Source organism: Nitratireductor sp. GISD-1A_MAKvit, from assembly GCF_040819555.1.
GTDB lineage: Bacteria > Pseudomonadota > Alphaproteobacteria > Rhizobiales > Rhizobiaceae > Nitratireductor.
The window spans coordinates 2703415-2721653 of record NZ_CP161920.1 but is presented as its reverse complement, the minus strand read 5'-3'; the positions used below and the strand labels follow the sequence as shown (position 1 = coordinate 2721653).

General features: G+C 66.5%; 16 protein-coding genes and 1 pseudogene. 16 read left to right on the top strand and 1 reads right to left on the bottom strand.

Annotated features, from left to right (window positions below; translation table 11 throughout):
- Positions 1–22 precede the first annotated feature (22 nt).
- The 16 genes and pseudogenes from AB2N04_RS14335 (at position 23) to AB2N04_RS14260 (ending at position 16046) form a co-directional block, all read left to right on the top strand.
- On the top strand, positions 23–358 hold the full coding sequence (locus tag AB2N04_RS14335) for a DUF736 domain-containing protein (protein ID WP_186398133.1): 336 nt from the start codon (positions 23–25) through the stop codon (positions 356–358).
- A 3-nt stretch (positions 359–361) separates the two neighbouring features.
- On the top strand, positions 362–1129 hold the full coding sequence (locus AB2N04_RS14330) for a lytic transglycosylase domain-containing protein (RefSeq protein ID WP_367715081.1): 768 nt from the start codon (positions 362–364) through the stop codon (positions 1127–1129).
- A gap of 313 nt (positions 1130–1442) precedes the next feature.
- Positions 1443–3506, top strand: coding sequence for a relaxase/mobilization nuclease domain-containing protein (locus tag AB2N04_RS14325; RefSeq protein ID WP_367715080.1), 2064 nt, complete (start codon positions 1443–1445; stop codon positions 3504–3506).
- A 163-nt stretch (positions 3507–3669) separates the two neighbouring features.
- Entirely contained in the window at positions 3670–5661 is a 1992-nt protein-coding gene (locus AB2N04_RS14320; protein ID WP_367715079.1) for a conjugal transfer protein TraG, read from the top strand.
- Positions 5662–5671: 10 nt separating this feature from the next.
- Entirely contained in the window at positions 5672–6133 is a 462-nt protein-coding gene (locus AB2N04_RS14315; RefSeq protein WP_367715078.1) for a CopG family transcriptional regulator, read from the top strand.
- A gap of 145 nt (positions 6134–6278) precedes the next feature.
- A pseudogene (gene trbB / locus AB2N04_RS14310) lies at positions 6279–7326 on the top strand (P-type conjugative transfer ATPase TrbB).
- Positions 7323–7655 carry a TrbC/VirB2 family protein gene (locus tag AB2N04_RS14305; protein ID WP_367715077.1) on the top strand — a complete coding sequence of 111 codons (333 nt, stop codon included), beginning with the start codon at positions 7323–7325 and terminating at the stop codon, positions 7653–7655. The pseudogene trbB and the gene AB2N04_RS14305 overlap by 4 nt, the downstream one beginning before the upstream one ends.
- Complete coding sequence (locus AB2N04_RS14300; protein ID WP_367715076.1) at positions 7655–7936, top strand: VirB3 family type IV secretion system protein; 282 nt, start codon at positions 7655–7657, stop codon at positions 7934–7936. Before AB2N04_RS14305 ends, AB2N04_RS14300 begins: the two co-directional genes overlap by 1 nt.
- A gap of 13 nt (positions 7937–7949) precedes the next feature.
- On the top strand, positions 7950–10442 hold the full coding sequence (trbE, locus tag AB2N04_RS14295) for a conjugal transfer protein TrbE (RefSeq protein WP_367715075.1): 2493 nt from the start codon (positions 7950–7952) through the stop codon (positions 10440–10442).
- Entirely contained in the window at positions 10439–11224 is a 786-nt protein-coding gene (gene trbJ / locus AB2N04_RS14290; protein ID WP_367715074.1) for a P-type conjugative transfer protein TrbJ, read from the top strand. Before trbE ends, trbJ begins: the two co-directional genes overlap by 4 nt.
- Before the next feature lie 29 nt (positions 11225–11253).
- On the top strand, positions 11254–11547 hold the full coding sequence (trbK-alt, locus tag AB2N04_RS14285) for a putative entry exclusion protein TrbK-alt (RefSeq protein WP_367715073.1): 294 nt from the start codon (positions 11254–11256) through the stop codon (positions 11545–11547).
- A 3-nt stretch (positions 11548–11550) separates the two neighbouring features.
- On the top strand, positions 11551–12924 hold the full coding sequence (gene trbL, locus AB2N04_RS14280; protein WP_324222585.1) for a P-type conjugative transfer protein TrbL: 1374 nt from the start codon (positions 11551–11553) through the stop codon (positions 12922–12924).
- Complete coding sequence (gene trbF, locus AB2N04_RS14275) at positions 12921–13610, top strand: conjugal transfer protein TrbF (RefSeq protein WP_367715072.1); 690 nt, start codon at positions 12921–12923, stop codon at positions 13608–13610. Before trbL ends, trbF begins: the two co-directional genes overlap by 4 nt.
- 5 nt (positions 13611–13615) lie before the next feature.
- Complete coding sequence (trbG, locus tag AB2N04_RS14270; protein WP_324222587.1) at positions 13616–14629, top strand: P-type conjugative transfer protein TrbG; 1014 nt, start codon at positions 13616–13618, stop codon at positions 14627–14629.
- Positions 14626–15771, top strand: a complete 1146-nt coding sequence (locus AB2N04_RS14265) for a TrbI/VirB10 family protein (protein ID WP_324222583.1) — start codon at positions 14626–14628, stop codon at positions 15769–15771. Before trbG ends, AB2N04_RS14265 begins: the two co-directional genes overlap by 4 nt.
- Before the next feature lie 2 nt (positions 15772–15773).
- Positions 15774–16046 carry a DUF2274 domain-containing protein gene (locus tag AB2N04_RS14260; RefSeq protein ID WP_324222582.1) on the top strand — a complete coding sequence of 91 codons (273 nt, stop codon included), beginning with the start codon at positions 15774–15776 and terminating at the stop codon, positions 16044–16046.
- 60 nt (positions 16047–16106) lie between these two features.
- Here the strand turns inward: AB2N04_RS14260 and AB2N04_RS14255 are convergent, their stop codons facing one another.
- Entirely contained in the window at positions 16107–18104 is a 1998-nt protein-coding gene (locus AB2N04_RS14255) for an ATP-binding protein (protein WP_367715071.1), read from the bottom strand.
- Positions 18105–18239 lie beyond the last annotated feature (135 nt).

Sequence of the window (18239 nt, the reverse complement as noted above, 5' to 3'; positions counted from 1 at the left end):
CCCCAAACGCAGGAGATTTTCCATGCCGCAGATCGGTCAATTCACACGCGAGGAAACGCACTTCGTCGGGCGCGTCCATACGCTCACCCTCTACCGCGAAGTCAGCATCGTTCCGGCCGAACCCTCCGATACCGAGAACGCGCCCGACTACCGCATCTTTCACGGGGCGGACGATGCGGCGCCCGAGATCGGCGCGGCGTGGAAACGCACGGGCGAGAAGGCCGGCGAATATCTTTCGGTCCTGATCGACGACCCCGCGCTGCCGCGTCCGATCCGCGCGAATCTGTTCCGCGATGGCGCCGAGGCGACGTCCTGGTCGCTGCACTGGAGCCGGCCCAGGCGGGACGGGAAGGACTGAACCATGGCTCGGCCACGCCACCAGCATGCGTCCGGGCATCATCTTGCCGCCCGGCGCATCGCGCTCCTTCTCCTTTCCGGCCTTCCACTTCTGGTATCGCCCGATGGGACCGCTTTCGCTCAGCCAGCGCCCGCGACCGCCACGCCCGCGAGCCATCCCTATGCGGCTCATATTGCCGAAGCTGCGCAGCGCTTCGGCATTCCCGAGCACTGGATCGCGGCCGTGCTGCGCGCCGAGAGCGCGGAGGACGCGCACGCAATCTCGTCGGCCGGTGCGATGGGATTGATGCAGGTCATGCCCGCCACATGGGCGGAGCTGCGCGCACGCCATGGCCTCGGCCGCGATCCCTATGATGCGCGCGACAACATCCTTGCCGGTGCTGCCTATCTGCGCGAGATGTGGAACCGCTACGGCAATGTCGCGGCCATGCTCGCCGCCTACAATGCCGGCCCCGCCCGCTATGATGAATACTTGGCGACCGGGCGGACATTGCCTCCAGAAACCCGCGCCTATGTCGCCGCGATCGCGCCGATAATTGGCGGTGCGGCGTCATCCGATATGATGGTATCCGCGCCGCCATCGCCGCCCGATTGGCGCGAGGCACCGCTCTTCGTCACGCGCCCGGGCGGAACGCAGGCCGCCGACGCGCGGTCATCCGAAGCGCAATCCGGTGACGCCCGCACACCCGTTCCGGTGCGCGATACCGCCGGCGCGGAGCCGCAGGACGGCAGCGTTTTCGTCGCCCGCGCGAGCGATGGAAGCACGCCATGAGCACGGCGCTGCCCTGCTTCAGTGCGCCGATTGCTGTGTGCAGACCGTCATATTTGCGCCTGTCTGCAATGACGGCAGGAAGGGCAGAAAGAGCGAAAAAGGCGGAGGGCAAGATAAAGGAACATGGCACCAGGTCGGGCCAGTTCTCGAAATTACTGTTGTCTGCACACTGGTTAGGCGGGACGCGAACGGCACCCCATTCGGGGGCCTCGCGTGCCGCGATGTCTCGCAACGCCCTGGCCTTGCTGGGTTTTGACCGGCACTATCGTCCGAAATCGGTCGGTTTCGCACCATTTTGGCCCGGAGCGCGGCGATGAGCGCCGACGACGAAATCCGCTTCCGGCCGAAGCCCGGCCGCATCCGCTCCGACACGCCGCGCGCGGGCAAGGCAAAGAGCTTTCTCACCCAGGCGAAGAAGCTCGCGCGGCAGCACAGAAATGGCCCGTCCAGATCAGCGACGCGATCATTAATGCGCTCCGTGTCCGGTGCGGCCGGGAAGAGCGGCAAGGCATCGCGGGCAAGTGGAGGACCAGGCGTCAAGCGCGGGCGCGGCGTGGCCTTCGTCCGGGCGCGCACGCTCTCGGGCGGTTGGCGGCACAGCGCCCCCGGCATGCGCCGCGTCATCGTGAAAACCCGCTATATCCGGAACGCCGGCAGGAACGGCAGGTCTGCCGCCCATCTACGCTACATCCAGCGCGACGGAACCTCGCGCGATGGCGAGCGCGGCCAGCTCTATTCGGCCGACGAGGATCGCGCCGATGGCAACGCCTTTCTTGATCGCGGTGCCGATGATCGTCACCAGTTCCGGTTCATCGTCTCGCCCGAAGACGGAGCCGACCTCACCGACCTCACGGCTCATACCCGCGATCTGATGAGCCGGATCGAATCCGACCTCGGCACGCGGCTCGATTGGGTCGCGGTCAATCACTACAACACCGGCCATCCCCATGTGCATGTCATCGTCCGGGGCAAGGACGATCTGGGCGAGAACCTTGTCATCAATGGCGACTATCTCGCCAACGGGATTCGTGAGCGGGCGAGCGAGTTGACCACCCTCGAGCTCGGCCCCGTCACCGGGATCGAGCAGAGCCGAAAGCTGTCGGCCGAGATCGATCAGGACCGCTTCACCCGCATCGACCGGGCAATGGCAGACGAGGCCGATGGCCGCTTCCTCGATCTGCGCCACGAGCCCGCCGAACCGAGGCGGCAGTTCGAGCGGACGCTGCGCCTGCGCCGGCTCGCCAAGCTCGAGAAAATGGGCCTGGCCACCGAACACGCAACTGGCGTCTGGGAATTGAGCGCGCAGATGGAACCTGCCCTGCGCGAACTGGGTGAACGCGGCGACATCATCCGCACCATGCACAAGGCACTGAAGGCCGATGGTCTGGAGCGCGATCCGATGACCTTCCAGATTCATGACGGGCCGCCCGCATCCTCCATCGTCGGCCGCGTCGTGGACAAACATCTGTCCGACGAGCTGGGTGAGAACCTGACCCTGGTGGTGGACGGGATCGACGGCCGCACGCATCATCTCGCCGGCATCGACCTGGCCCGCGTCGAGGATGCGCGGATTGGCAGCATCGTCGAGATCGGTCGGGCCGACACCACGCAGCGCCCGGCCGACCGCACCATTGCCGCCATCGCCGAGGACCGCATTTATCGGCCGCGCCGCCATCTGGAACAGGCCAGGTTCGAGGGCCGCGTTCCCGGCGACGACTACGAAGGCTATGTCGATGCTCATGTGCGCAGGCTGGAAGCGCTGCGCCGCGCCGGCATCGTGGAGCGGATCGACGCTCACCAATGGCGCATCCCCGAGGATTTCGAGAGCCGCGCCGCCGCCTATGATGCAGGCCGCAACCGGCAGGCCAGCGTGCGGATCCTGTCCGCCTTCGATCTGGAAAGCCAGATCGGCGCCGATGGCGCGACCTGGCTCGACCGGCGGCTGATCTCCGGCGAGGCATCGGATCTCGCACCGGCCGGGTTCGGGAGCCAGGTGCGCAAGGCGATCGACCAGCGGCGCGAGTATCATATCGAACGTGGCGACGCCACGCGGCAACAGAACGGCCGCGTTTTCTACCGGCGCAATCTTCTCGCCACCCTGCGCGAGCAGGAGGTTGCCCGCGTCGGTGCGGAGATGGCCGGGAACAGGGGCCTGCCGTTCCGGGCAGCGGCGGAGGGCGAGAGCATCAGCGGCAAGTTCACCGGCACGGTACAGTTATCGAGCGGCAAGTTCGCCATCGTGGAAAAGAGCCACGAGTTCACCCTCGTTCCCTGGCGACCGGTCATCGACCGCCAGCTCGGCCGCGAGGTCATGGGCGTCGTCCAGGGCGGTTCGGTGTCGTGGCAGCTTGGCAGATCGCGCGGCATCGGAATCTGAACTAAGCAGACGCGCGTTCGCTTGGCGCGTGCCTCGGCGCTGGGAACCGTCCTATTTGCGCGCTGTGGTATTCGCCCGCTCTCCGGTCCGGTCTTTCCTGTTGCCTCTCGCGCAAATACCTATTCTCTGATCGGCTCCATCTCTTTTGCCGATTGGAGCCTTTATGCGCGGAGGCAGAATACTCTGGGGCCAGATCACCGTCGTCTTCACCATTGTTCTGGTGATGACCTGGGCGGCGACACAATGGTCCGCATGGCGGCTCGGGTTTCAGCCGCAACTTGGCAACCCGTGGTTCGATCTGGCCGGCTGGCCCGTCTACTACCCGCCATCCTTCTTCTGGTGGTGGTTCTCTTTCGATGCCTATGCGCCTGCGATCTTTGTCGAGGGCGCGATCATCGCGGCGTCCGGCGGCTTCATCGCCATCGCCGCCGCTATCCTCATGTCGATCATCCGGGCGCGGGAGGCAAAGAACGTCGCCACCTACGGCTCGGCACGCTGGGCCGAAGACAGGGAAATCCGTGCCGCCGGGCTGCTCGGGCCTGACGGAGTGGTGCTCGGCCAATACGACCGCGACTATCTGCGCCATGACGGACCGGAGCATGTCCTGTGCTTCGCGCCGACCCGCAGCGGCAAGGGCGTGGGCCTGGTCGTCCCAACCCTGCTGACCTGGCCGGGAAGCTGCATCGTTCACGACATCAAGGGCGAAAACTGGACGCTGACGGCCGGCTTCCGGGCCAAGCACGGCCGCGTGCTGCTGTTCGACCCGACCAATGCGAAATCCTCAGCCTACAATCCGCTGCTCGAGGTGCGGCAGGGCGAATGGGAAGTCCGCGACGTACAGAACATCGCGGATATTCTGGTCGATCCCGAAGGCAGCCTCGACAAGCGCAACCATTGGGAAAAGACCAGCCATGCCTTGCTGGTCGGCGCGATCCTACATGTGCTTTACGCCGAGCCCGACAAGACGCTGGCCGGTGTCGCCAATTTCCTGTCCGATCCAAAGCGGCCGGTCGAGGCGACCTTGCGCGCCATGATGGACACGCCGCATCTGGGTGAGGCCGGCGTCCACCCGGTCGTGGCGTCCGCTGCGCGCGAATTGCTGAACAAGAGTGAGAACGAGCGGTCAGGCGTGCTCAGCACCGCCATGTCGTTCCTCGGCCTCTATCGCGATCCGGTCGTGGCGCGCGTCACATCGCGCTGCGACTGGCGCATCGCCGATCTGGTCGGCAGCGGCCAGCCCGTCACGCTCTACCTCGTCGTACCGCCATCCGACATCAACAGGACCAAGCCGCTGATCCGGCTGATCCTCAACCAAATCGGCCGCAGGCTCACCGAAGAGCTGACCACATCCGGCAAACGTCATCGCCTGCTGTTGATGCTGGACGAGTTCCCTGCGCTTGGCCGGCTCGACTTCTTTGAATCGGCGCTCGCCTTCATGGCCGGCTACGGTCTGAAGAGCTTCCTGATCGCGCAAAGCCTCAACCAGATCGAGCGCGCTTACGGGCAGAACAATTCCATTCTCGACAACTGCCATGTCCGCGTTGCCTTCGCCACCAATGACGAGCGCACGGCAAAACGCGTGTCCGACTCGCTCGGCACCGCGACCGAACTGCGCGACTCCACCAACTACGCAGGCCATCGGCTCGCGCCCTGGCTGGGCCATCTGATGGTATCCCGGCAGGAAACCGCGCGGCCATTGATGACACCCGGCGAGATCATGCAGCTCCCGCCCACCGACGAAATCGTCATGGTCGCGGGCACGCCGCCGATCCGCGCCACCAAGGCCCGCTACTATGAGGATGCGCGGTTCACCGAGCGTGTCCTCACGCCGCCCGATCCGGCCGCCGGGCGGGCTTGCGCGCCGGCGCCCCCAACCGACGACTGGTCGCGCCGCGTGATTGCCGCGGCAGACCGATTGGCGTCGGGCGCCACGGAAGGCGCTCCCGGCGATCCGGCCAATGCCGGTATCCGCCGCGAACCGGAACTGCCAAGCCAAGAGGAGATCGTCCCGCCGCCGCCTTCGCCGGCGCGGGAATTCGACATCCTCGACGACGAACCGGATGTAGACGCCGCTAAAGCCCGCGCCTTGCGCTCCCGCATGCGCATGGTCGCGCGGCAGGCGTCGATGAACCCCGATGACGGCATCGAGCTTTGAAGGAACACCCGTGACCAAACGCACGCGCATGAATGTCTATTTCGACCCGGAATTGCTGAAACAGGTCGAGGCGCTGTCGTTGCGGCGCAAGGTATCAAAGTCCGCGATCATCGAGGCGGCCGTCGCCTCATTCCTGTCCGGAGACACGGCGGACCGGCTGGAAGCGGCCATGTCGCGCCGCCTCGACAAGCTTGGTCGCCAGATCGACGGACTGGACGAAGATCTCGCTATTCTCGGCGAAACCCTCTCGCTGTTCATCCGCTTCTGGCTGACCATCACACCGCCGATCCCGGAGGCCGGAAAAGAGTCGGCTCGAGCTAAGGGCGTGGAGCGATTCGAGGGCTTCATGCAGACCCTCGGCCGGAGGCTGGCGACGGGAGACAGGTTCCTGAAAGAGTTGTCACGCGACGTCGATTCGACCGGCGTGAGTTCGTTGCAAGAGCAAGTCGGGGTCAACGACGACCAGCCCTGAACCTTCAACCCCTCCTATTTGCCGCCGATCACCGCCGATGCCCGCACACGCGTAAATACTTGTTGAACCGACCCGATTTCGGGCTTTCTTAATCGACCCCGATGCGGGGACCGTTTGTCGCGCCCCGCTAAGAAGCGGGGCCGAGATGACTGCCACTCACGACAAACCGGAGGCGATCGCACGCCCAGCGCGACACGGTCGCGCCGATTCTTCTGATAATGCGGCGGGCAAAGCCCGCCTTGGGCGCATGCTGCGCACGGCGCTTGGGTCCGCCATTTCAGGGCTGCTCGAGGACCCCGCCGTGGTCGAGGTGATGCTGAACCCGGACGGCCGCATCTGGGTGGACCGGCTGTCGGAGGGCCTGGCCGATACGGGGCAGCGGCTACCCGCAGCCGATGGTGAGCGCATAGTGCGGCTGGTCGCCCACCATGTCGGCGCGGAAGTCCATCCCAGGGCGCCACGGGTCTCGGCCGAACTGCCCGAGACGGGAGAGCGGTTCGAGGGATTGCTGCCGCCGGTGGTGACCGCGCCGGCCCTTCGCCATCCGCAAGCCCGCCGTCGCGGTGTTCACGCTCGACGACTATGTGGCCGCCGGCATCATGTCCGTCGATCAGGCTGTGGCGCTGCGCGAAGCTGTTGCATCGCGCGCCAACATCCTCGTCGCCGGCGGCACTTCGACCGGGAAGACCACGCTCACCAACGCCCTTCTGGCAGAGGTAGCGAAGGGTGCGGATCGAGTCGTCATCATCGAGGACACGCGCGAGCTGCAATGCGCGGCGCCCAATCTCGTCGCCATGCGGACCAAGGACGGCGTGGCGACGCTGTCCGATCTCGTCCGCTCATCGCTGCGCCTGCGGCCCGACCGCATTCCCATCGGCGAGGTGCGCGGCGCGGAAGCCCTCGACCTGCTCAAAGCCTGGGGCACGGGCCATTCCGGCGGCATCGGCACCATACATGCCGGCTCCGCCATCGGCGCGCTGCGCCGGCTCGAGCAACTCATCCAGGAAGCCGTCGTCACCGTGCCGCGTGCGCTGATCGCCGAGACCGTCGACCTCGTGGCCGTCCTTGCCGGTCGTGGCGCCTCGCGCCGTCTCGCCGAACTCGCCCGCGTCGAAGGACTCGGGCCGGACGGCGACTACCGCATCACCCAACCCATCCCCTTGGCAACCGAACCGGAAGGAAATCCCGAATGATCCGCAATGCCCTGCGTTTTCGCCGCCATATCGCGACGGCGGCAGCCGTCACCTATGTCAACTTGTTCATGGTGCCCGCCGCATACGCCTCCGGCTCATCGATGCCGTGGGAAGCGCCGCTGCAATCCATCCTCGAATCCATCGAGGGACCGGTCGCCAAGATCGTCGCGGTGATCATTATCATCGTTACCGGCCTGACGCTGGCCTTCGGCGATACCGGCGGCGGTTTCCGGCGCCTGATCCAGATCGTCTTCGGCATCTCCATCGCCTTCGCGGCGTCGAGCTTCTTCCTGTCGTTTTTCTCCTTCGGCGGCGGGGCGCTCGTCTGATGGCGGGCAGTTTCGAACAACTCGATGCCGTGCCGGGCTTCACTGTCCCGGTCCACCGGGCGCTGACCGAGACGATCCTGCTTGGCGGCGCGCCGCGCTCCATCGCCATCCTGAACGGAACGCTGGCCGGCGCTGTCGGGCTCGGCCTCCAGCTTTGGCTGGCCGGGATCGTCATCTGGGCCGTTGGCCATTTCGCGGCCGTCTGGGCGGCAAAGCGCGACCCGCTCTTCGTCGAAGTGGGACGGCGGCATCTCAAGCTTCCCGGCCACCTGGCGGTCTGAAGGAGCCGGACCGATGATGAATCTCGCTGAGTATCGCAATCGCAACACGCGCCTCGCCGACTACCTGCCATGGGCGGCGCTCATCGGTCAGGGCGTCGTGCTCAACAAGGACGGGAGCTTCCAGCGCACCGCGAAATTCCGCGGTCCCGATCTGGATTCCGCCGTCGCAGCCGAGCTAGTCGCGGTTGCCGGACGCATCAACAACGCCTTCCGCCGTCTTGGTTCCGGCTGGAGCATCTTCGTCGAAGCCGTTCGGCTTGCGGCGCAGCAATATCCCAAGAGCACGTTTCCCGACGCGGCCTCGGCCCTGGTCGATGCCGAGCGGAAGGCGCAGTTCGAGGAGGACGGTAGCCACTTCGAGTCCCGATACTACCTGACCTTCCTCTATCTGCCGCCCGCCGAAGAAGCGGCCCGCACCGAGGCCTTGCTCTACGAGGGCCGGGACAAGACCGGCGTCGATCCTTGGGAAACCCTGCGCGGCTTCATCGACCGCACCGACCGTGTGCTGGCGCTCATGGACGGCTTCATGCCCGAATGCCGCTGGCTGGATGACGGCGAGACGCTGACTTACCTTCACGCGGCGGTTTCCACGAACCGGCACCGCGTGCGCGTGCCCGAGGTGCCGATGCATCTCGACGCGCTGCTCGCCGACCAACCCCTGACCGGAGGGCTGGAGCCGCGCCTTGGCGACGCACATCTGCGCGTCCTGACCATCGTGGGCTTCCCGACCGCGACGACGCCGGGTCTGCTCGACGAGATGAATCGGCTCGCCTTCCCGTATCGCTGGTCGACGCGCGCCATCCTCATGGACAAGACGGACGCTACGCGGCTGCTCACCCGCATCCGCCGCCAATGGTTTGCCAAGCGCAAGTCCATCGCGGCGATCCTGAAAGAGGTGATGACCAACGAGCAATCCGCATTGGTCGACACCGATGCCGCCAACAAGGCCGCCGACGCCGACATGGCCCTGCAGGAACTCGGATCGGATGTCGCCGGCATGGCCTATGTCACGGCGACCGTCACCGTCTGGGACGCCGATCCACGCGTGGCGCAAGAGAAGCTGCGCCTGGTCGAGAAAGTTATTCAGGGCCGCGACTTCACGGCCATGCCCGAAACCGTCAACGCCGTCGATGCCTGGCTCGGCTCACTGCCCGGACACGCCTACGCCAACGTCCGCCAGCCGCCCATCTCGACGCTCAACCTTGCCCACATGATCCCCCTCAGTGCCGTGTGGGCGGGGCCGGAACGGGACGAGCATTTCGGTTCGCCCCCCTTGCTTTACGGCAAGACCGAGGGATCGACCCCGTTCCGGTTTTCCCTTCATGTCGGCGACGTCGGCCACACCCTTGTCGTCGGCCCCACGGGCGCCGGCAAGTCCGTGCTGCTCGCGCTGATGGCGCTTCAGTTCCGCCGCTATCCGGGAAGTCAGGTCTTCGCCTTCGATTTCGGCGGCTCGATCCGCGCCGCCGCGCTCGCCATGAGCGGCGACTGGCACGACCTCGGCGGCGGGCTGACGGAAGGCGATGCGGCGTCCGTCTCGCTTCAGCCGCTCGCCCGCATCCACGACACCTATGAACGCGCCTGGGCCGGCGACTGGATCGTCGCCATCCTCATGCGCGAGGGCGTCGCGATCACGCCCGAGGTGAAGGAGCATCTCTGGACGGCGCTGACCTCGCTCGCATCCGCGCCAGTCGAGGAACGCACCATCACCGGCTTGAGTGTCTTGCTCCAGTCGAATGACTTGAAGCAGGCGCTCCGGCCGTTCTGCGTCGGCGGTGCCTATGGGCGGTTGCTCGATGCCGAATCCGAGCATCTGGGGGCGGCCGATGTCCAGGCGTTCGAGATCGAGGGATTGGTCGGGACCGGCGCGGCGCCGGCGGTGCTCGCCTATCTGTTCCATCGCATCGGCGACCGGCTCGACGGGCGCCCGACGCTGCTCATCATCGACGAGGGCTGGCTTGCGCTGGACGACGAGGGCTTCGCCGGCCAGCTCCGCGAGTGGTTGAAGACGCTCAGGAAGAAGAACGCGTCCGTCGTCTTCGCCACGCAGTCGCTCAGCGACATCGACGGCAGCAATATCGCGCCCGCCATCATCGAGAGCTGCCCGACGCGGCTCCTGCTGCCCAACGAGCGCGCCATCGAGCCGCAGATCACGGCCATCTATCGCCGCTTCGGTCTCAATGACAGGCAGATCGAGATCCTCGCCCGGGCGACTCCCAAGCGGGACTATTACTGTCAGTCCCGGCGCGGCAACCGCCTGTTCGAGCTCGGCCTGTCGGATGTCGGGCTCGCTCTTTGCGCCGCGTCCTCCAAGACCGATCAGGCCGCCATCGAGCGCATCCACGCCGAGCACGGAAGCGACGGTTTTCTCGCCGCCTGGTTGCGCCATCGCGGCGTCGATTGGGCCACCGACCTGATCCCCGATCTCACCAATCTCGCCGACCGGTCGGACACCGCTGCGCCGGCCGCGCCGGATAGTCCCGCAGAAGAGGAGCCACTTCCATGAATCGCATCCGCATTCCCCGCATTGCCGGCGCTTCGGCGATCGCACTGGCACTTGCCACGCCAGTCGCCTTGTCACCCATGCTGGCCAGCCCCGCTCGCGCACAGCTCTTCGGCTTCGGCGGTATCGTCTATGACCCGACCAACCATGCAGAGAATCTCCTGACCGCGGCGCGATCTCTGGAGCAGATCAACAACCAGATTCAGCAGCTCCAGAACGAAGCGCAGATGCTCATCAATCAGGCCCGCAACCTCGCGAGCCTGCCATATTCGGCGCTCCAGCAGATCCAGCAGAACGTCCAGCGCACGCAGCAGCTTCTCGGCCAGGCGCAGAGCATCGCCTTCGACGTGCAGAACATCGACCAGGCGTTCCAGCAGCAATATGGCAACGTCTCGCTCTCGGCCACCGACCAGCAGCTTGTCGCCGATGCCCGCAGCCGCTGGGAGAACACGGTCGGCGGCTTGCAGGACGCCATGCGCGTTCAGGCCGGAGTCGTCGGCAATATCGAGACCAACCGCACCCAGATGTCCGAGCTTGTCGGCCAGAGCCAGAATGCTGCCGGCGCACTGCAAGCCACGCAGGCCGGCAACCAGCTTCTCGCGCTCCAGTCACAGCAGCTTTCCGACCTGATCGCCGTGATGTCGGCCAATGGCCGCTCTGAAGCGCTGATCGAGGCCGAGCGCGCAACCGCCGCCGAGCAGGGCCGTGTTCAGCGCGAGCGCTTCCTGACGCCGGGCTCGGGCTACCAGCCCGGCAACGCGCAGATGTTCAACGGCAGCAACTGAGGCGGCGGGCGGCCGGAAAGGGGGAAGCGATGGAGGGAAAGACCCTCGCACGGATCGGCGCGATCGTCTTCGTTGCCATCGCGATCACGGTCACCGTGGTCGAGATGACCCATAAGGACGAGCCCGCGCCGGCCAGGACGGCACCGGCGCTCCAGCCTCCGGCCGATCCCTTGCGGGCGACGCTGCGCCGGTGCCAGCAACTCGGCGAGGCCGCGACCCGCAACGCCGATTGCCGTGCCGCCTGGGCCGAAAGCCGCGACCGTTTCCTGGGTCGCGCACCTGCGCCAGCGCCTGCCGTCCCGCAATCCGGCACCGGGGAATGACCGATGGGCGGCACGGGCGTCATCGATAATTTCCTCGGGGTCTTCACCTCCTACATCGACAGCGGCTTCGGCCTGCTCGGCGGCGAGGTGGCGTTCATCGCCACCACCCTGATCGTCATCGACGTGACGCTGGCCGCGCTGTTCTGGGCCTGGGGCGCCGATGACGACATCATCGCAAGGCTGGTGAAGAAAACCCTGTTCGTTGGTGTCTTCGCCTATATCATCGGCAACTGGAACAATCTGGCGAGGATCGTTTTCGACTCGTTCGCCGGCCTCGGCCTGATGGCTTCGGGCACCGGCTTTTCCGCCTCCGATCTCATGCGCCCCGGCCGCGTGGCCCAGACCGGGCTCGACGCCGGCCGTCCGCTGCTCGATTCCATCTCCGACCTGATGGGCTACTGGTCCTTCTTCGAGAACTTCATCCAGATCGCCTGCCTGCTTTTCGCCTGGGCGCTGGTGCTGCTCGCCTTCTTCATTCTCGCCGTGCAGCTCTTCGTCACCCTGATCGAGTTCAAGCTGACGACGCTTGCCGGTTTCGTGCTCATCCCCTTCGGCCTGTTCGGCAAGACCGCCTTCATGGCCGAGCGCGTGCTGGGCAATGTGGTGTCCTCCGGCATCAAGGTCCTGGTGCTGGCCGTCATCATCGGCATCGGCAGCACCTTGTTCAGCCAGTTCACGGCCGGTTTCGGCGGGGCGACGCCCACCATCGACGACGCTATGGCCATCGTGCTGGCGGCGCTGTCGCTGCTGGGCCTCGGCATCTTCGGTCCCGGCATCGCCTCAGGGATTGTCTCGGGCGGGCCGCAGCTCAGCGCAGGTTCGGCCGTGGGCACCGGTCTGGTCGCCGGCGGCATGATGCTTGCCGGTGGCGCTGCCGCGGGCGGCGCGGCCATGCTGGGCGCGAAGGGCGGTGCCGCCGCGCTGTCAGGTGGCGCTGCCGCTGTCCGGGGCGGTGCGACTGCGGCAGGGGCGGCGAGTGCGGCTTACAGCGTCGGTTCGCTCGGCCAGACCGGCGCTGCCGGTGTCGCCTCTGGGTTCGGCGGTGTTGCCCGCGCGGCTGGGTCGGCAGCCGTCTCACCCCTCAAACGCGCTGCGACCCGCGCTGGCGCATCCGTCAAGTCCAGCTTCGCCGAGGGCGCCCGCGCGGGCTTTGCCGCAGGAGGCGGGACATCATCCATGGGCACAATCGGCGGTGCGCGGGAAGCTGCGGCCGCATCATCTTCCGTTCCTGTCAGTGGCCCGCCCGCATGGGCGCAACGCATGCAGCGCCGGCAGGCTCTCAATCACGGCACCACCATGGCCGCCCATGCGGTGCGCTCCGGCGACGGCCACGGCACCGGTTCCTCCGTCAATCTGTCCGAAAGTGACCGCTCATGAACCTCTTCAAACGACCCGCCACGCACTATGGCAAATCGCCCGAACCCGAAACGCCTTATCAGAAGGCAGCACAAGCCTGGGACGAGCGCATCGGCTCGGCCCGCGTGCAGGCGAAAAACTGGCGCTACATGGCCTTCGGCTCGCTGATCCTGTCGGCTGGTTTCGCCGCCGCTCTTGTCTGGCAATCGGCGCGCGGCACGATCGTGCCCTGGGTGGTACAGGTCGACAATCTTGGCCAGGCGCAGGCGGTCGCGCCGGCCACGGCAGACTATCGGCCCACCGATCCGCAGATCGCCTTCCATCTCGGCCGCTTCATCGAGCAGGTCCGCGCGATCCCGGCTGACGCCATCATCGTCCGCCAGAACTGGCTGCGCGCCTATGAGTTCACGACGGACCGCGGCGCGGCGGCGCTAAACGACTATGCCCGCGCCAACGACCCGTTCACCCGTGTCGGCCGCTTGGCTGTAGCCGTAGAGGTGTCGAGCGTCATCCGGGCCTCGCCCGACAGTTTCCGCGTGGCATGGACCGAGCGCCATTACGAGAACGGCCAGCTTTCCACCACCGAGCGCTGGACCGCGATCCTGACCATCGTGATCCAGACGCCGCGCACAGCAGAGCGCCTGCGCGCCAATCCCCTCGGCATCTATGTCAATGCGATCTCCTGGTCGCGGGAAATGAGCCAATGACCCGCATGACGAAGCTCGAACCCGGTTCTGCGGCTTTCCGTAAATCCGGTCTTCTGGTTCTGCTGCTTTCTGCAACCGCACTGAGCGCCTGCGCCACGAACCGCACGCCGCAGTTCAGCTATGATGCCGACGTGCCCCCGCTGCCCGTGGTGCAGACGACCGCAACCGACGAACGGCCGCGGCCGCTGCATACGCCGCCGGCCTGGACCGTCGCGCGGGGCGGAACCGCCGCGAGCACGCCGGCAGGCCGCGTCGAGAACGCCAACGCCGCCGCCCGCGTCGAGCCGCGTCGTGAAGGCTATTACAACGCCATCCAGATCTATCCCTGGTCGGAAGGCGCGCTCTATCAGGTCTATGCCGCCGTCGGGCAGATCACGACGATTGCGCTGGAGCCGGGAGAGAGCCTGACCGGCGCGGGACCGATCGCGGCCGGCGACACCGCCCGCTGGATCATCGGCGATACGACAAGCGGTTCGGGAACGACTCGCCGTGTGCATGTGCTGGTGAAGCCGACCCGCCCGAACATCTCGACCAACCTCGTCATCACCACCGACCGCCGCATCTACATGATCGAGCTGCGCGCGCGGGAAACGCTCTACATGCCCGCCGTGGCCTGGGCCTATCCCGCGCCGCCTGCCGGCCAGCGCCAGACCATTCCGGCCGCTCCCGTCATCCCGGCCGAGGCGGCGCGCAATTATCGCTACGGTCTGCAGGGCGACAGCCCGCCCTGGCGGCCCATCTCCGTCTTCGACGACGGCCGCCGCGTCTATGTCGTCTTCCCGCGCGGCATCGTGCAGGGCGAGATGCCGCCGATCTTCGTGCTTGGCGCGGACGGCGAGCCGCAGATCGTCAACAGCCGCATCCACCAGAATATCCTGATCGTCGACCGCCTGTTCGGCGCCGCAGAGCTGCGCCTTGGCAGTGGCGACCGGCAGCAGGTGGTCAGGATCGTGCGCATTGAGCAAAGGCAGGCGGCCGGGGCACGTCCTGCCAGCGCCACAGAAGGATCGTCGCCATGACAGATACCAGCACCACCACTGACGCCGCGGCCACCATGCGGCTGCGTGCCGAACCGCCGCACGTCACCCGCCTGTCACGAAAGATGCTCGCCGGCGTCGGCGCCGTCGCGCTGCTTGGCATCGGCGGCGCGCTGATCTACGCGCTCCAGACCCGCGATGCGGGACCGGGAGGGGAAGAACTCTATTCGACCGAGAACCGGCCGACGGCGGACGGCCTGTCCGGCCTACCATCCGACTATACCGGCCCGGTCCTGGGCCCGGCGCTGCCCGGCGACCTCGGTCGCCCCATCCTCGATGCGCAGACACGCGGGCAGCCGGTTGCGGTGCCCGCCATCACCGCGCCTGCCGTCGATCCGGAAGAGGAACGCCGCCTGGCCGAGGAAGAGGCCGCCCGATTGAGCCGCGTCTTCTTCCAGGCCGCACCGGGCACGAGCGCCGCGCCCGGAACCGGCACGAACCTCGCCGGCCTCGACCTGACCGGTCAGCTCGACCAGATTGCCACGCAGGACCGGCACACGGCATTCCTCAACGGGCCGGTGGACCGGCAGATCGTTGCCCCCGATCGCGTCACGCCGCCGGCATCGCCCTACATCCTTCAGGCCGGGTCCGTGATCCCGGCCGCGCTCATCACCGGCATCCGCTCCGACCTTCCCGGCCAGATCACTGCCCAGGTCACGGAGAACGTCTATGACAGCCCGACCGGCTTGCTGCTCCTGATTCCGCAGGGGACGAGGATCATCGGCCAGTATGATGACGGCGTGACCTTCGGCCAGCGCCGCGTGTTGCTTGTGTGGAACCGCCTGATCCTGCCGGACGGTCGCTCCATCGTGCTGGGACGCCTACCGGGCGCGGACGCTTCCGGCTATGCCGGGCTCGAGGATGGCGTCGACTATCACTGGTGGGATCTGATGAAGGCGGCCGGACTTTCGACCTTGCTTGGCGTCGGCGCCGAACTTTCCACCGATGACGAGGACCGGCTGATCCGCGCCATCCGCGACGGGGCGCAGGACACCATCAATCAGGCCGGCCAGCAGATCATCCAGCGCCAGATGCAGGTCGCACCAACATTGACCATTCGGCCCGGCTTCCCGGTCAGGATAATCGTCACCCGCGACCTTGTATTCGAGCCGGCTGGAGGTTGATCATGGTGAAACTGAAACTCGGTCCCATCATCGAGGACAAGCCGGTGAAAACCACCGTGGAGCTGCCGGGGCCGCTTCACCGTGATCTCGTCGCCTATGCCGAAGTGCTGGCCCGCGAGTCCGGCCAGCCCGTCGCCGATCCCCTCAAGCTCATCGTGCCAATGCTGGAACGATTCATCGCAACCGATCGCGGCTTCGCCAAGGCACGGCGGCAGTCCGGCGCGTCAGCGGCGAAAGACGTACGGTCTCCTTCGGCACCTGACAACGGAAGCTGAATTCGCAGGAATTGTCCGCCCCTGGCATGGCCCGCCCGAATACAAGCGGTCTCCGAACAGCTAGCTCGGCTCGAGCGGAATTGCGACGTCGAGACGAAGACCCGGTCCGGCGCCGGCAACGACGAACCGGCCTGAGAGCGCCTCCACCCGCGCGCGCATATTGGCAAGCCCGTTGCCGTCCCTTTGCGCGCCGCCGTGGAGCCCCTTGCCATTATCCCTTATGTCAAGCACGAGCTGGCCGTCCCGCTCCGTAACACAGATATTCATAGTGGTCGCATCGGCATGGCGCAGCGTGTTCGTCACGGCCTCGCGCAGGATCGAACGCAGCGTGTGCAGGATTTGCGCCTCGAGCGGAAGCGACATGGCTTCATCGACGCGCCAGTCGAAGTCGAGGCCCGCCGCGTGTAGACGCTCGGCAGTCTCCTGACGCAAGTCGGCGAGCGCTTCCGGCCAGTTGGCAGCTTCCGCCGCGCTATCGTCGATGATGCCCCGCAGCCCCTGAAGAGTCTCACGGATCACCATGTCCTTGCGGTCAGGCGCCGGGCTGTGAAGCGCCGTCATGAGCTGCGCGCCGATATTGTCATGGATATCGCGAGCAATACGCCCGCGTTCGGCCATCACGCCCGTCTCGTACGATTTCCGGCTCTCCGCGGCCCCGGCCAGCATCTCCAGAAGTTCGCCTGCAAGCTCGATATCGCGCGGCCCGAACAAGCGCCGCCCGCCACCAGCATAGGAAAGGCGTACACCTGAAAGTCCGTCTGTGCCGGGAACAAGCAGGGCAAGCCCTTCCTCATCGAGAGCGACGGCGCCGTCCACGGTGTGGGCTTCCACGCCGAGGGGGTCAAAAACGCCGCGTAGCAGTTCCTGCCAGCGTGCCTGCCTGTCAGCTCCGGGCGGCGCCAGCGCCACATCCGTCACCTGACGAAACCGCGCAGCCTTGGCGCTCTTCTCGCGCCGGCCAAATAGACGGCTCCAGATCAATCCCCGCAAGGGCAGCCAGAGCACGCCGCAAATGAGGAGCGCCAGCGCCAGGGAAACTTCCGAAGACAGGTGCAGCACGAAGAGAAACAGGAAATCGAGCCCGATGAGCGCAAGCGCGGCCAGCATCCACAGCACCGCACCCGTCCACCAACGGTCGAGATCGAACAAGCGGTAGCGCAGGATGCCGAAGGCGAGCCCGCCGTAAACGAGCAGGAACAAGAGGAATGCAAAACCCTGCAAGCCGGAGGTGTCGACACCGAACATCTGCGGCAGCAGGATGAACAGGGCGAACAGCCCCGTTCCCACCACCCAGGACAACAGGAACCATTGCAGCGCGGCGCGCGTGGCCGGCTCGCGACGCGACGTGAACCAGTGCCAGCCCGCAAGCGCGAAGGTCGCGAACACCCCGATCATCACGAGGAAACGGCGCGCAAAAGTCATCGACTCGAACAGGCCCACCTGCTGAGCCACGAACCAGACCACATATACCGCCACAATGGCAGGACCGAGCCAGGCCGGTCCGATCCGCCGCGGATAATTGAGAAGCAGTGCAACGAAGCTCGCCGCAAACAGGCTGCCGCCCAGGAAGTTGAGATCGTTGAGCCACTGGAAGAGCGTCGCGGGCAAAGCCAGCTCCCGCGCGGAATAGACGCCCGCAAATGGCGCGAAGGCAAGCGTGGCGGCGCCCGACAAGAGCAGATAGGGCGCGGCGCGGTCGTGTCTGCGGAACGCAAAGACGCTTGCCGAGATGGCCCAGGCGATCAGGCCCACCGCCAGTTGCACCCAGAAGGCAGCCGGAAGAGAACCGACAGGGCGTCGGGCTTCGGGTATGACGGTGACGCTCGTGCCGCTCGCAAGCTGCACCTCAACGGTCCCGGCACGCAGGATCTGCGCCAGCATCTCCTGTCGGTCGAGGAAACGGCGATATGTTGCGTAGTCGCCCATCGCCCCGTCCGGTTCGGGCGCGAGGTCGAGCGGCTCGAGGCGAACGTCCTGGCCTCCGCCCGACAGGCTCTCTACCTCCACGCCCCGCGGCAGGGCCGGCTGCGGGGCCTCTCGCCGAAGTGGCGACCACACGCTCCCCCTGAACGCCAAGCGCGAGACCCGTCCAGGGCTGGGAGAGCGCGGCGTAAATGGCGCCGAACGCAATGAACGCCGCGACCAGCGCGGCGAGTGCCAGAAGCAGCGATGGCGCCGCGTTGAGCCGCATAC

Coding starts and splice junctions, on each gene's coding strand:
- trbJ (WP_367715074.1), top strand. CDS start 10,439: ATGAATCGCATCCGCATTCCCCGCATTGCCGGCGCTTCGGCGATCGCA.
- AB2N04_RS14330 (WP_367715081.1), top strand. CDS start 362: ATGGCTCGGCCACGCCACCAGCATGCGTCCGGGCATCATCTTGCCGCC.
- AB2N04_RS14305 (WP_367715077.1), top strand. CDS start 7,323: ATGATCCGCAATGCCCTGCGTTTTCGCCGCCATATCGCGACGGCGGCA.
- trbE (WP_367715075.1), top strand. CDS start 7,950: ATGATGAATCTCGCTGAGTATCGCAATCGCAACACGCGCCTCGCCGAC.
- AB2N04_RS14300 (WP_367715076.1), top strand. CDS start 7,655: ATGGCGGGCAGTTTCGAACAACTCGATGCCGTGCCGGGCTTCACTGTC.
- AB2N04_RS14325 (WP_367715080.1), top strand. CDS start 1,443: ATGAGCGCCGACGACGAAATCCGCTTCCGGCCGAAGCCCGGCCGCATC.
- trbF (WP_367715072.1), top strand. CDS start 12,921: ATGAACCTCTTCAAACGACCCGCCACGCACTATGGCAAATCGCCCGAA.
- AB2N04_RS14265 (WP_324222583.1), top strand. CDS start 14,626: ATGACAGATACCAGCACCACCACTGACGCCGCGGCCACCATGCGGCTG.
- trbK-alt (WP_367715073.1), top strand. CDS start 11,254: ATGGAGGGAAAGACCCTCGCACGGATCGGCGCGATCGTCTTCGTTGCC.
- AB2N04_RS14335 (WP_186398133.1), top strand. CDS start 23: ATGCCGCAGATCGGTCAATTCACACGCGAGGAAACGCACTTCGTCGGG.
- AB2N04_RS14320 (WP_367715079.1), top strand. CDS start 3,670: ATGCGCGGAGGCAGAATACTCTGGGGCCAGATCACCGTCGTCTTCACC.
- trbL (WP_324222585.1), top strand. CDS start 11,551: ATGGGCGGCACGGGCGTCATCGATAATTTCCTCGGGGTCTTCACCTCC.
- AB2N04_RS14260 (WP_324222582.1), top strand. CDS start 15,774: ATGGTGAAACTGAAACTCGGTCCCATCATCGAGGACAAGCCGGTGAAA.
- trbG (WP_324222587.1), top strand. CDS start 13,616: ATGACGAAGCTCGAACCCGGTTCTGCGGCTTTCCGTAAATCCGGTCTT.